A 13,555-nucleotide genomic window follows, 5' to 3' on the forward strand; every position below is an offset into this window, starting at 1 on the left:
TGGGTTTCTGTGGTGTTTATTTTTTGTAAGTCCGTGCATGAAAAAAAATAAAAGGCGGATTGTATTCGATCTGCCTTGTGTTCATACGACAGGGTGTTGATAAAAGCTTTTATCGGGTGCGGATAATTCAACGCTGTGCCGCCAGCGCTTCAACACGAGCAATAGCCTGATACAACGCATCGACCGTCACCGGTTCGGCCATGTTCTCCATATCCGGCGCATGAACGGACTCCCTGACAATCACTTCAAGCTCTTCTTCCGTCAGCTCGGCAATCTCCTTCAGGCTTAATGGCACGCCGCAGTTGTGCGCCAGCGCCATTTCATGCAGCAACTCTTCATCGCTGCGTTTCTCCAGCGCCAGCAGGCAGAGGTTGCCGTAGCCGACCAGCAGGCCGTGACCGAATTCGCGGGTTTTATCGCAGAAGGTAAAACCTTCATAAATAGCATGGGCTGCCGCTGCATGCGCGCCGTTGCTCATCAGTGACGTCAGGCCGGCGAAGGTGAAGATCACGTCCAGAACCTGATCAAGATGATGATCTGGCAAGTTTTTGCGCACGGCCTCGTACGCTTTTGGCCCGTGGGCGGCGATGATCTCATAACAGATATGGCTGTGAGCCAGCGAAGAGCGAGCATTGGCATCCAGCGCCGGATGACGCTGGCTGACGGCGCGGAATTCGTACCATTTCGCCAGCGTATCGCCCAGGCCTGCCGCCAGCCACCGCCGCGGTGCCAGCGCCAGCAGTTCGCTGTCGATAATGACCGCCGCCGGAGCCTGTGGCAGCGGGGAAATATCGTGGAAATTGCCGCTGTCATCGTAACGAATACTCAGCGGGGTGACGGCAGAGCAGGTCGCGGCGATGGTCGGGAGGGTAATCACCGGAATGTTGTGTTCTGCGCCAACGGCCTTGCAGGTATCCAGCGATTTTCCTCCGCCAGCCGCAATAATCACCTCAGCATTGAGCGATTTTGCCAGCTCACCCAGCCTGGCTATCTGTTTCAGCGAGGTTTCCCCGCCAAACCATTCGCAGCCGATCAACGCCACTTCTGCATCCGCCAGCTGTGAGCGAACCTGCGGTTCCACGGCTTTCAGCGCCTGATGGCCGCCGATCAGCAACGCGCGCTGACCCAGCTCACGGCAGACTTCACCTAACTGATGAATGACCCCTGCGCCACGCAGCACGCGGGCCGGGAAAACCAGATTTTGTTCAGACATGACTGACCTTATCAATGTGCCGACGCTCAGCGCCTTCAGGGGTATTTCACTCCGGGTAACACCCAGAGCATGTCGTAAAGAATAGTCGCTGCCAGCTCAAATTTATGCAAATTATAGGTGTTGATCGGCACCTCTCCGAGGTCAGCAACCCGTAAGGAGTCAAAAGAGGCTGCGCGTGCCACGTCCGGCAAAACGCAGCAGGTCATTACCGCTTTGTGGCTGCGGGAAATTGGAGGTCTGATTTTCCGCCGTAGGCGCAGCAGGGAAACGCTGATCATAGCCTTCTGTGATTGGGTAAAATTGCGGGAAGCGCCGACTCAATAATCTAAGAAGGCTGACGTCAGCCTGATACTGTGTAAAAATACAGGCCGTCTCAGTAACAAGTGGTTGTCATGGCATTATCTGCCGCGTTAAAAGCGCAAATTGCCGGGTGGTATAAAGCCCTTCAGCAACAAATTCCTGATTTTATTCCCCGCGCCCCGCAGCGGCAGATGATTGCCGAAGTGGCTAAAACGCTGTCGGGTGACGATGGTCGCCATCTGGCGATTGAAGCACCGACAGGAGTGGGGAAAACGCTCTCCTACCTGATCCCGGGTATCGCGGTGAGCCGTGAAGAGAAGAAACCGCTGGTGGTCAGTACCGCCAACGTCGCTCTGCAGGATCAGATTTACAGCAAAGATTTGCCGCTGTTGAAAAAAATTATTCCAGACCTGCAGTTCACTGCGGCTTTTGGCCGTGGGCGTTATGTCTGTCCGCGCAATCTGTCGGCTTTAGCCACAGATGAAGAGAAGCAGGGCGACCTGCTGCTGTTCCTTGATGAGCAGATGACAGCCAGCAAAGATGAGCGGGCGCTCTGCACCACGCTGGAAAAAAACCTTAACCGCCATCAGTGGGACGGTCTGCGCGATCACTGCGAGGATTCGATTGAAGATTCGCTGTGGCAGCGTCTGAGCACCGACAAAGCCAACTGCCTGGCCAGTAACTGTCACTGGTTTCGCGAATGCCCGTTCTATGTCGCCCGCCGGGAGATTGAACATGCGGACGTTGTCGTCGCCAACCATGCATTGGTGATGGCGGCGCTGGAAACCGAATCGGTATTACCGCCACCGAAAAATCTGCTGTTGGTACTGGATGAGGGCCATCATCTGCCGGATGTTGCCCGTGATGCGCTGGAGATGAGCGGCGAGATCACGCCGGGGTGGACCACCTTACAGCTCGATCTGTTTTGCCGTCTGGTGGAGCAGTGCATGGCGCAGTTCCAGCCGAAAAGGCCGCCGGGGCTGAGCAATCCGGAGCGGTTAAAAGCGCATTGTGAAGAAGTGCGCGAACAGCTTCAGCAGTTGTCGCAGATCCTTGCCCAGTTGTTGCCTCCTAATAATCAGGAAGGCGAATACCGGTTTGAAATGGGGCTGTTGCCGGAAGAAGTGCTGACGATTTGTGCCCGTTTATTCAAACTCAGCGACGGGCTGCGCGGGTTGGCTGAGGCCTTGCTCAACGACCTCAGCGAAAAATCCGGGCAGTTTGATGTGGTCAGATTGCACCGCACGTTAATCCAGATGAATAAAGCGTTGGGCTGGTTTGAAGCCAGCAGTAAATTGTGGCGTCTGGCGGCCATGGAGAAAGCCTCTGGCGCACCGGTTTCAAAATGGGCCTCTCGTGAGATCCGTGAAGGCAATGCGCACCTGATGTTCCATTGCGCGGGGATCCGCGTCAGCGACCAGCTGGAGAAGCTGCTGTGGCGTAAAATCCCACATGTGGTGCTGACCTCGGCCACGTTACGATCGCTCAACAGCTTCCAGCGGCTGCAGGAAATGTCCGGGCTGTCTGAGAAAGTGAGCGATCGTTTTGTCGCGCTGGATTCGCCGTTTAACCATATCGACCAGGGCAAGCTGGTGATCCCGCAGATGAAGTATGAGCCGATGCTGGCGAATGAGGTGATGCATCTGGCGGAGATGGCGCACTTTTTCCGCGAGCAAATTAAGCTGGCGAAGCACAAAGGGATCCTGGTGCTGTTTGCCAGCGGCCGCGCTATGCAGCAGTTCCTCACGTATCTGCCCGAGCTGCGGCTGATGATGCTGGTGCAGGGCGATAAGCCGCGTCCGGCGCTGGTTGCTTTACATCGCAAGCGGGTGGAGCAGGGTGAAACCAGCATTTTGGTGGGGTTGCAGTCCTTTGCGGAAGGGCTGGATCTGAAAGGGGATTTGCTGTCTCAGGTGCATATTCATAAAATTGCTTTCCCCCCGGTGGACAGTCCGGTTATTTTGACCGAGGGAGAATGGCTGAAAAGCCTGAAGCGCTACCCGTTTGAAGTGCAAAGTCTGCCCAGCGCCTCCTTTAATCTGATTCAGCAAGTCGGCAGGCTGATCCGAAGCCATGAATGTTTTGGCGAAATCGTCATTTACGACCGCCGTTTACTGACTAAGAGTTACGGGGCCCGTTTGCTGGGAGCCTTGCCGGTGTTCCCTATTGAGCAACCGCCGATGCCGGAAGGGGATCTGCCAAAAGCCAGCCCGGCTCTCAGCGTGAAGAAGTCTTCACGTCGTCGTCGCTAACCACCGAACAGAGTAGAAGCATGGAATATAACAAGATCATCAAAGAAGTCGGGCGCGGTAAAAACCATGCCCGTGATATCGATTTTGCCACCGCGCGCGATCTCTATCGCCAGATGTTGGCGGGAGCCGTGCCGGATCTGGAACTCGGCGGGATCCTGATTGCCTTGCGCATCAAAGGCGAAGGCGAAGAAGAGATGCTCGGCTTTTATCAGGCGATGCAGGAGCGGGTAATGCAGCTTACGCCACCCGCTAATCAGCCGATGCCAGTGGTGATCCCCAGCTATAACGGCGCGCGTAAACAGGGCAACCTGACGCCATTGCTGGCACTGCTGTTAAGCAAACTCGGCTTCCCGGTTGTCGTTCATGGCGTGAGTGATGATCCCACTCGTATTACCAGCGAAGCGGTATTTGCGTCGCTAGGGGTGGAGGCTACGCAGAGCGCCGAACAGGCACAGGCGAAACTGCAGCAGGGTGAACTGGTCTTTATGACGGTTGCCACGCTGTGCGAACCGCTGGATAAGCAACTTTCGCTGCGCTGGAAAATGGGCGTGCGGAACAGCGCCCACACGCTGGCCAAGCTGGCGACACCTTTTGCAGAAGACGCCGCGCTGCGTCTCTCCAGCGTTTCCCATCCTGAGTATATTCCCCGCGTCGGCAAGTTTTTCCAGGCGATTGGTGGCCGCGCTCTGTTGCTGAACGGCACCGAAGGTGAGGTTTATGCCAATCCTCAACGCTTCCCGGCGATCAGCCTGATTGCCGGAGCAGAGCCGGAAATTATGCTGCCGCGTCAGGACGAACTGATGACCGAACGTGATGCGCTGCCAGAAGCGAAAGACGCAGAGACCACAGCGGCGTGGATCAAGCGCTGCCTGAACCGTGATGTGGCGGTGCCGGAATCCCTTCGTCAGCAAATTGCCTGTTGTTATGTGGCAACTGGCCGGGCAGCAGACATTGCCGAAGGGTTAACGCAGATCGAAACTGCCGGGTATTAAGGCGGGGCAGAGTGGACATCACTCAGAGCGAAATCAGCAACGCTGTCGGGCGGAGACTTTCCGCCCGAGTGGCGCTTTAACGCAGCGGCAATAAACGCTCGGCCAGAGCGGTCCACAGCGTGATCCCTTCGACGATCAGCCGATCGTTAAAATCGTAATGCGCATTATGCAACGGCCTGGACGGCGTGTCGCCATCCGCCCCTATCCAGAAGTAGGCGCCAGGGCAGACGTCCAGCATGCAGGCAAAATCTTCCGAAGCCATCGACGGGTTGACATTCCAGTGCACCCGATCCGCCGGCAGCAGCGCCAGCGCACAGTCGCGTACCTTCTCCGCTTGTGCCGCATTATTCGTAGTCACCGGGTAATCTGTCAGATACTCAATACTGCCTTCAATGCCCATTGGCGCGGTAAAAGTCGTGACGAATTCATCGATCATCTTGCGGACTTTATTTCTGACGTCCCCCTGCAGGCAGCGCAACGTCCCGCGTAGCACCACATTTTCCGGGATCACATTGATCGCTTCACCGCCAGCGATCTGGGTAATACTGACCACCGCAGAAGCCAAAGGTGACAGGCGTCGGGCGGGAATAGTTTGCAGGGCAAGGATCAGCTGAGCGGCGGCCACAATCGGGTCCGCGCCGTTTTCTGGCATTGCCGCATGGCAACTTCTGCCATGCAGGGTAATTTCGAACGCATCGAGCGAGGCCATCATTGCGCCGCTGTTTACCGCAAGGTGACCCACAGGCAGACCCGGCCAGTTATGCAGGCCGTAAATAGCGTCCATCGGGAACAGGTCAAACAGGCCATCCGCAACCATTTTGCGGGCACCACCGAGGTTCTCTTCAGCGGGTTGAAAAACAAAATGCACGGTGCCACTAAATTGACGGCTTTCGCTGAGGTGTTTTGCTGCGGCCAGCAGCATGGCGGTATGGCCATCGTGACCACAGGCGTGCATCACGCCTGGCTGGGTTGAACGCCACGCCAGGTTGCCCAGTTCAGTGATCGGCAGGGCGTCCATATCGGCACGAAAACCAATCGTCGGGCCGGGGCCGTTTTCCAGCGATCCCACCACGCCTGTGCCGGCAAGGCCGGTATGCACCTGTAAGCCAAATTCACGCAGCAAGTCTGCGACCCTGCGCGAAGTCTGATGTTCCTGATAGCCCAGTTCCGGGCGAGCATGCAGCTCTTTGCGCCAGCGGGTGGCTTGTTCAATCAGCGAAACGGGGATTGCCATAACGTCCTCTCCTCTGCGGGCTGTCATTCCTGATATCTGGCTGAATTAAGGTAGCATAAAATGGCGGGCAGAAGCGGCGTGCTGATGCTGATGGCGAAAAATGTAACAGGCCGGGCAGGGCGCCCGGCCTGTATAACTACTTGATCATCGGCAGGTTAAGCTCGTGCTTAGCGGCACATTGCTGGGCCAGTTCATAGCCCGCATCTGCGTGACGCATCACACCGGTTGCCGGGTCATTCCACAGTACGCGGCCAAGACGCTTATCCGCTTCTGCAGTGCCGTCGGCAACAATCACCACGCCAGCATGCTGAGAGAAGCCCATTCCAACGCCACCGCCGTGGTGCAGGCTGACCCAGGTCGCGCCGCCTGCGGTGTTCAGCAGGGCATTCAGCAACGGCCAGTCAGATACCGCATCGGACCCATCTTTCATTGCTTCGGTTTCGCGGTTAGGCGAGGCAACAGAACCACAGTCCAGATGATCACGGCCGATGACCACAGGCGCTTTCAATTCGCCATTACGGACCATTTCGTTAAAGGCCAGCCCGGCAAGATGACGCTCGCCCAGTCCCAGCCAGCAGATACGGGCGGGCAAGCCCTGGAAAGCAATGCGTTCCTGTGCCATATCCAGCCAGCGGTGCAGGTTTTTGTGATCCGGGAAAAGCTCTTTCAGTTTGGCATCGGTCTTGTAGATATCTTCCGGGTCACCAGACAGCGCCACCCAGCGGAACGGACCTTTTCCTTCACAGAACAGTGGACGGATATAGGCCGGGACGAAGCCTGGGAAATCGAAGGCATTTTTCACGCCTTCTTCCAGCGCTACCTGGCGGATGTTGTTGCCGTAATCGACGGTTGGAATGCCCATATGACAGAAGTCGAGCATCGCCTGTACATGCACCGCCATGGAAGCGCGGGAGGCTTTCGCCACGGCTTTAGGGTCGGATTTACGGGTTTCCTCCCACTGCTGCACGCTCCAGCCTACCGGCAGGTAGCCGTTGATCGGGTCATGTGCCGAAGTCTGGTCGGTCACGATATCCGGCTTCATGCCGCCCGCTTTGGCACGTTTAACCAGTTCAGGCAGGATTTCAGCGGCATTGCCTAACAGGCCAACGGAGATCGCCCGTTTTTCTTTGTTAGCGTTGTCGATCATCTCCAGCGCTTCATCCAGGCTGGTGGCTTTAAAGTCGACATAGCGAGTGCGCAAACGAAAATCGATACGCGATTCCTGGCACTCCACGGCCAGCACAGAAGCCCCGGCCAGCACGCCAGCCAGCGTTTGTGCGCCGCCCATGCCGCCCAGGCCAGCGGTGAGGATCCATTTGCCGCTGAGGTCGCCGTTGTAATGCTGACGACCTGCCTCAACGAAGGTTTCGAAGGTGCCCTGTACGATGCCCTGAGCACCGATATAAATCCATGAGCCGGCGGTCATCTGGCCGTACATCATCAGGCCAGCTTTATCCAGTTCGTGGAAGTGATCCCAGGTTGCCCAGTGAGGCACGAGGTTGGAGTTAGCAATCAATACGCGCGGAGCATCGGCATGGGTGCGGAACACGCCAACCGGTTTGCCGGACTGCACCAGCAGGGTTTCCTCTGGTTGCAGGGCTTTCAGCGAGCGCAGGATCTGCTCGAAGCATTCCCAGTTACGGGCCGCTTTACCGATGCCGCCGTAAACCACCAGGTCTTCCGGGCGTTCCGCTACGTCCGGATCCAGGTTGTTCTGGATCATGCGATAGGCCGCTTCAATCAGCCAGTTGGCACAGTTAAGTTCGCTACCATGAGGGGCACGCACTTCGCGAGCCACGGCTTTGCTTACGTTGTCACTCATTATTCAGTCCTTAATTTGGGGGTTACTTAACGGGCTGCACTGGGTAAAAGGGCGGCGACTGGCTGCGGCCAGGTGTCGCTGCTTGCCCATAACCGCATTTGTTCGATATCGGGTGCCATCAGGCGATCTTTGTCGAGGAAGGCCACGCGCTCACGCAGGGCAGAGAGTTCCTGCTCAATCAGTGGTGAGCTTTGCAGAGGGCGATGGAAGTCGATGCCTTGTGCTGCAGCCATCGCTTCAATGCCGACCACTGCCGAGGTGTTAAAGCACATCGCACCAAGACGACGTGCCGCATAAGTCGCCATCGAGACGTGGTCTTCCTGGTTTGCTGAGGTTGGCAGGCTGTCTACGCTGCCAGGATGAGCAAGGGATTTGTTTTCTGAGGCCAGCGCCGCAGCGGTTACCTGAGCAATCATAAAGCCAGAGTTCACGCCGCCATCATTGACGAGGAAAGGGGGCAGACCAGAAAGGCCGGTATCCAGCAGCAATGCCATGCGGCGTTCAGAGATCGCGCCGATTTCGGCAATCGCCAGCGCCAGGATATCAGCGGCGAATGCAACGGGTTCAGCATGGAAGTTGCCACCGGAAATCACATCGCCAGTGTCGCTGAACACCAGCGGATTATCGGAAGCGGCATTGGCTTCGATCTGCAGTATTTTGGCAGCGTGGGTGAGGTTATCCAAACAAGCGCCCATTACCTGAGGCACGCAGCGAATGGAGTAGGGATCCTGCACCCGACCGCAGTTGGCGTGAGAGGTGAGGATTTCACTGCCTTCCAGCAACGAGCTGACGGCAGCGGCTACGGCGATTTGGCCCAGTTGACCACGAGCTTCATGGATGCGGCTGTCGTAAGGTTTAATCGATCCTTTAATTGCTTCCAGCGACAGAGCGCCAGCAACCAGTCCGGCAGCGAAGGCTTTTTCGCCTTCAAACAGTCCGCGGAGTGCCAGAGCGGTAGAAACCTGGGTGCCGTTCAGCAGCGCCAGACCTTCTTTTGGCCCCAGCACAAAAGGTTCCAGGCCAGCCAGCGCCAGGCCTTCGGTGGCCGGGATCAGCTTGCCCTCAACCCGAACGTCACCTTCGCCCAGCAGCATCAGTGAGAGATGCGCCAGCGGCGCGAGATCGCCGGAAGCGCCAACTGACCCTTTCTCTGGAATACAAGGCATGATGCCAGCGTTGAACAGGGCCAGCAGGCCGTCGATCAGCTCGATACGCACGCCGGAGTGGCCGCGAGCCAGGCTGATGATTTTGGTCGCCATCACCACGCGCACCACATCATCCGGCAGCAGGTCACCCAGACCCACGCTGTGAGAGAGCACCAGGTTGCGTTGCAGTTCAGCCAGACGTTCAGAAGGGATAGACGTTTGAGCCAGTTTACCGAAGCCGGTGTTAATGCCGTAGGTTACCTTGCCAGAATTAACGATGGCTTCGACGGTGGCGCGGGCCTCAAGGACTTTCGCCCGGGCGCTTTCATCCAGCGAGAGCTGAACATCACCGTGGTAGATGCGTTTCAGCATCGCTAACTCAACCTTACCGGGGATCAGGCGGCAGAGATGCGGGGTAGCTGACATGGTATACTCCTGTATAGACAAGTTGATGTGGTGTAGACCCTTTTTACAGGGTAGCCGTTGCCTTCAGGCAGCGGGGGCTTAACAGGTCACTTTCTGCAGTGAAGCAGATGTGTATAGTCTTGTCTATACAATTAGCAATGCTTGTGCCAGTTCGATCACAAAACTTTCGCGATACGGAGAATTTTTAGCAAAGGGCTGTCGCTGCTGGCTTTCAGGCAGGATCCGCACAGTTGCTGGGTTGGTCGGGCTTTTCTGCGCTGGCGACAGCCTTGCGCTATCCTGAAGCAAGCCGCCCAATAACAGTGCAATAGTTGCCCTTCAGATGTATATACATTTAGGTGGGTAAACAGTAAACTGGCGAAAGCATTTTCATTAAGGAAGCAATTTATGGTCGAGCAGACTGCCATTTCTCAACTCTCCGCAGCCATGAGCGATCAACCTGCGCCGATTTATCAGCGGGTAAAGCAGGCGATCATCAGCCAGATTTCGGAAGGCGTCTGGAAGTCGAATCAGCGCGTACCGTCCGAGAGCGAGTTGGTGAATGAGCTGGGCGTCAGCCGGATGACCATAAATCGGGCGTTACGCGAGTTGACCAGCGAAGGCTATTTAATCCGCATGCAGGGCGTTGGCACCTTTGTGGCCGAGTCCAAAGGCTACACGGCGATGCTGGAAGTACACAATATTGCCGAGGAGATTGCCCAGCGAGGCCATCGCCACAGTTGTAAAATTGTGGAATTACGGGAAATCAAAGCCGACCCAGAGCAGGCATCCGTATTGGGTTTGAGTACCGGCAATGCGGTCTTTCATTCGGTGATTGTGCATTTTGAGAATGATTTGGCGGTGCAGTTGGAAGATCGTTTGGTCAATCCGCTGGTGGCACCGGATTATTTGCAGCAGGATTTCGCGCTGCAAACGCCTTACACCTATTTGATGCGTGTAGCGCCCTTAACAGCAGGTGAGCATATCGTTGAAGCGGTCTTGCCGAATCGTCAGCAATGTACTTCGCTGGCGATTGAGTCCAACGAGCCCTGCCTGTTGATCCGCCGTCAAACCTGGAGTGATGCCAGGATCGTCACGTACGCCAAGCTGTTGTATCCCGGTTCGCGCTATAAGCTGCTAGGACGTTTCAAAGGGCATGGCTGATTTTTGGGGTATTTGAGAGCTAAGGTCAAGAGTAGCTGAGGTGGTACTGCGTCAGCATAGAGCGCGTTGCTAAGGCTGCAACGTCAAGGACGGCTGCGGTGGTACGGCATCAGTATAAAACGTGCTGCTAAGGTCAAAACCGGCTGCGGTGGTTCGGCGTCGACATAGAGCGCGTTGCTAAGGCTGCAACGTCAAAACCGGCTGCGGTGGTTCGGCGTCAGCATATAGCGCGTTATCCGAGACGCCGTGAATACGTCCATGTAGGCTTGGATGCAGCATCCCTGCTGCATACACTCGGCTAACGCGCTATATGCTGCCACCCATTAGCTTCCGTGTCGTTGAAGGGATTCGTGGACACACAATTCAACACCCACTCTTCAATTCCCAACTCAACCTGCCAATGTCGTTTTGCCTGCCAGATGTCCGCACTCATTTTTAAAGTGTGGGGAGAGTTTAATTGGCTGGAGTGAGTTGAAGGTTTGATTGATTTGGATGGTTTGACTGGTTCGATTGGTTTGACGGGTTTAACTGGTTTGAATGGTTTGAATCAGTAGATTTTGAAGTGTGTAGCCCCATTTGAACAGGCAACATTGAAGCTGACGGGAAGGGAGAGAAGGTTGATAAGCAAAGTATCTGCGACAGGGACGTCGCAGCTAAGCCCCCACGGAAGGGTTCACGGCGTCTTTGTGTTCAACCTTCTCTCCCTGACCAGCCACCTGACTATCCAGACAACTTTCGACACTACAGACACAAGCTCTCCCTGACCGGCCACCAGACCCTTCAGACAACTTATTTGCCCACAGCACCAAACACTCCCTGTCCAGACCCAGACCCTTCAGACAACTTACTTGCCCACAGCACCAAACACTCCCTGACCAGCCACCTGACTGTTCAGACAACTTAAGATCCCGCAGCAACAAGCTCTCACTAAGCTGTCACCAGAACATTCGGACGACCTACTCGACTACCGCGGCAAACACTCCCGCTTACTTTTGACGTATCTCCGTCAGCAGCAGCTGAGCCTCTGCTGAGCCTGGCGCCAGCGGCTGACCGTTTTCTTCCCACCAGACTCCCTGACCTTGTTGTAGCCTCAAGTCGCCCAGAATCCATTCCCCAGCCAGAACGTATGCTACGCCGGCTTGTTCGGGAGCAGGGGAGAAGCAGTCGTTAATCACTCGTACTTCGGCCTGATGCGTTTCGCGCCGGGTCATGACGTTGAAATCACGGCTTACGCCGCCAATCAGCCGGGACTCAATCTCATCTTCCCCGGCGAACACAAAAGGCTGATTGCGAATTAACAGCTGCTGATACTTCCCTTTGGCATTCAACTCCACGCCTTCTCCGTCAAGCAACGTAATCACTCTGTCGATGCCGGGAAATAAGGAAAAAGCGCCGTCCTGGGCGATGGCAGCAATGCTGATGCGCCAGCTGAAAGCCTCGGCAGAAGCCGGGAAACTGATAATTTCCCTCGTCTCTCCGCCGCCATTGCGCCAGCGGCTGACGGGTAATGTCTGGCTGTCATAGAAGTGGATCATTTCAGCGCCTCTACAACTGCCCGGAAAGCGGCATCAATTTGCGCCTGCTGCGCATGTTTGCCTTCCCGAATAACCTGCTTACCGGCAACAAACACATCCTGAATCTGCCCGCGATGCCCGGCAAACAGCCAGCGATTTAGCAACGAGGAATCTGCTGTGCTGCCCAGCAGCGCATCATCGGCAAGTACCAGCCAGTCGGCCCGATAACCTTCAGCCAGTTGTCCCATCTTTACGCCACAGGCCTGCGCACCGCCTTCCAGCGACTGACGGTAAAGCAAATCTCCAACGGAAGTCTGCTCAGGTGTGACAATGCGGTTTCGGCGGCGATCTCGCAGACGTTGACCGTATTCGAGTAAACGCAGCTCCTCAACGACATCCAGTGAAACATGGCTGTCTGAGCCAATTCCCCAGCGTCCGCCCTGCGCGATGTAGTCCGTTGCCGGGAAAATACCGTCACCCAGATTGGCTTCCGTGGTCGGACAAAGTCCGGCCACAGCCTGGCTGACCGCGAGTCGCGACACTTCGCTTTCATCCAGATGGGTGGCGTGGATCAGACACCAGCGTGCATCAACATCGAACCGGTTTAGCAGCCAGCTTACCGGGCGTTCTCCGCTCCAGGCCAGGCTGTCATTCACCTCTTTCTCCTGCTCGGCAATATGGATATGCACTGGCAGGCTGCCCGGTAGCGCGTCCAGCACTTCGCGCATCTGCGGTTCGCTTACCGCACGAAGGGAATGGAAGCAAATGCCCTGGTTATGCAACGGCTTGTCGCCGATTGTCTCCGATAGGTGCCGCTGCTGGCGCAGATAACTGGCGGTGTCCTGAATGAAACGCTTCTGTCCCGGCTGCGGCGGTTGCGCACCAAAGCCAGCGTAGCTGTAAAGCACCGGCAGCAGCGTCTGACCTATACCGGCGCGTTCGGCTCCGGCAATCAGTTGCTGCAACATCTCATCCTGCTGATAAGGCGTGCCGTCGGTGTTGTGGTGCAGATAATGGAATTCAGCAACCTGGGTATAGCCGCCTTTCAGCATATCCACATAAAGATGCGCGGCGATTGCGCCCACTTGCTGAGGGGAAAGGCGCTGAACCATGCGATACATTAAATCGCGCCAGGTCCAGAAACTGTCCTGCGGATCACCAGCCACCTCTGCCAGCCCGGCCATCACGCGCTGGAAGGCATGAGAATGCAGGTTTGCCATCGCCGGGATCACCGCGCCATTCAGGTGTTGGGCGTCTCCTTCAACAGCATTGGGTGTCAGCTTCTGAATGAAACCAGCGTCGTCAACTTCAATCAACACGTCGTGATGCCAACCGTCCACCAGCAGGACGCGCGGCGCAAAATAGCGAGCCATCATGGTTGCTTCCCAGGCAATGTAGTTGTATATACATATACATACTTATGAATCAACAGTAAAGCCGGGAGAGAAGATGAGCGGTGAACTTCGCTGTGACAGCCTGTGGTACGGTGCCGATATCGTGACGATGCAGGAGGG

General features: G+C 56.2%; 9 protein-coding genes. 3 read left to right on the forward strand and 6 right to left on the reverse strand.

What is annotated here, in order from left to right; genetic code table 11:
• Positions 1-127: 127 nt before the first annotated feature.
• Positions 128-1,213 (reverse strand): iron-containing alcohol dehydrogenase family protein, encoded by a 1,086-nt coding sequence (locus WCC56_RS11165; protein ID WP_424692440.1) that lies wholly within the window; start codon positions 1,211-1,213, stop codon positions 128-130.
• A 392-nt stretch (positions 1,214-1,605) separates the two neighbouring features.
• On the opposite strand from WCC56_RS11165, the gene dinG reads away from it, so the two are divergent.
• Positions 1,606-3,765, forward strand: coding sequence for an ATP-dependent DNA helicase DinG (gene dinG / locus WCC56_RS11170; RefSeq protein WP_424692441.1), 2,160 nt, complete (start codon positions 1,606-1,608; stop codon positions 3,763-3,765).
• A 20-nt stretch (positions 3,766-3,785) separates the two neighbouring features.
• On the forward strand, positions 3,786-4,757 hold the full coding sequence (gene ybiB / locus WCC56_RS11175; RefSeq protein WP_424692442.1) for a DNA-binding protein YbiB: 972 nt from the start codon (positions 3,786-3,788) through the stop codon (positions 4,755-4,757).
• 76 nt (positions 4,758-4,833) lie between these two features.
• Here ybiB and WCC56_RS11180 read toward each other — a convergent pair whose 3' ends face one another.
• The 3 genes from WCC56_RS11180 to hutH form a co-directional block, all read right to left on the reverse strand.
• Positions 4,834-5,991: a M20 aminoacylase family protein gene (locus WCC56_RS11180; RefSeq protein ID WP_424692443.1), complete on the reverse strand. Its 1,158-nt coding sequence runs from the start codon at positions 5,989-5,991 to the stop codon at positions 4,834-4,836.
• Between the two features lie 136 nt (positions 5,992-6,127).
• A complete protein-coding gene (gene hutU / locus WCC56_RS11185; RefSeq protein WP_424692444.1) occupies positions 6,128-7,813 on the reverse strand; it encodes a urocanate hydratase in 1,686 nt (561 codons plus the stop codon).
• A 26-nt stretch (positions 7,814-7,839) separates the two neighbouring features.
• Positions 7,840-9,384, reverse strand: coding sequence for a histidine ammonia-lyase (gene hutH, locus WCC56_RS11190; protein WP_424692445.1), 1,545 nt, complete (start codon positions 9,382-9,384; stop codon positions 7,840-7,842).
• Positions 9,385-9,771: 387 nt separating this feature from the next.
• Here hutH and hutC point away from each other — a divergent pair, with 387 nt between their 5' ends.
• Entirely contained in the window at positions 9,772-10,527 is a 756-nt protein-coding gene (gene hutC / locus WCC56_RS11195) for a histidine utilization repressor (protein ID WP_424692446.1), read from the forward strand.
• Positions 10,528-11,513: 986 nt separating this feature from the next.
• Here hutC and WCC56_RS11200 read toward each other — a convergent pair.
• Together WCC56_RS11200 and WCC56_RS11205 are read right to left on the reverse strand one after the other, a co-directional pair.
• Positions 11,514-12,062: a HutD family protein gene (locus WCC56_RS11200; protein WP_424692447.1), complete on the reverse strand. Its 549-nt coding sequence runs from the start codon at positions 12,060-12,062 to the stop codon at positions 11,514-11,516.
• Entirely contained in the window at positions 12,059-13,414 is a 1,356-nt protein-coding gene (locus tag WCC56_RS11205) for a formimidoylglutamate deiminase (RefSeq protein ID WP_424692448.1), read from the reverse strand. The genes WCC56_RS11200 and WCC56_RS11205 overlap by 4 nt, the downstream gene beginning before the upstream one ends.
• Between the last annotated feature and the right edge of the window lie 141 nt (positions 13,415-13,555).

Origin of the sequence: Erwinia sp., from assembly GCF_049696395.1 — a bacterium.
Taxonomy (GTDB): Bacteria; Pseudomonadota; Gammaproteobacteria; order Enterobacterales; family Enterobacteriaceae; genus Erwinia.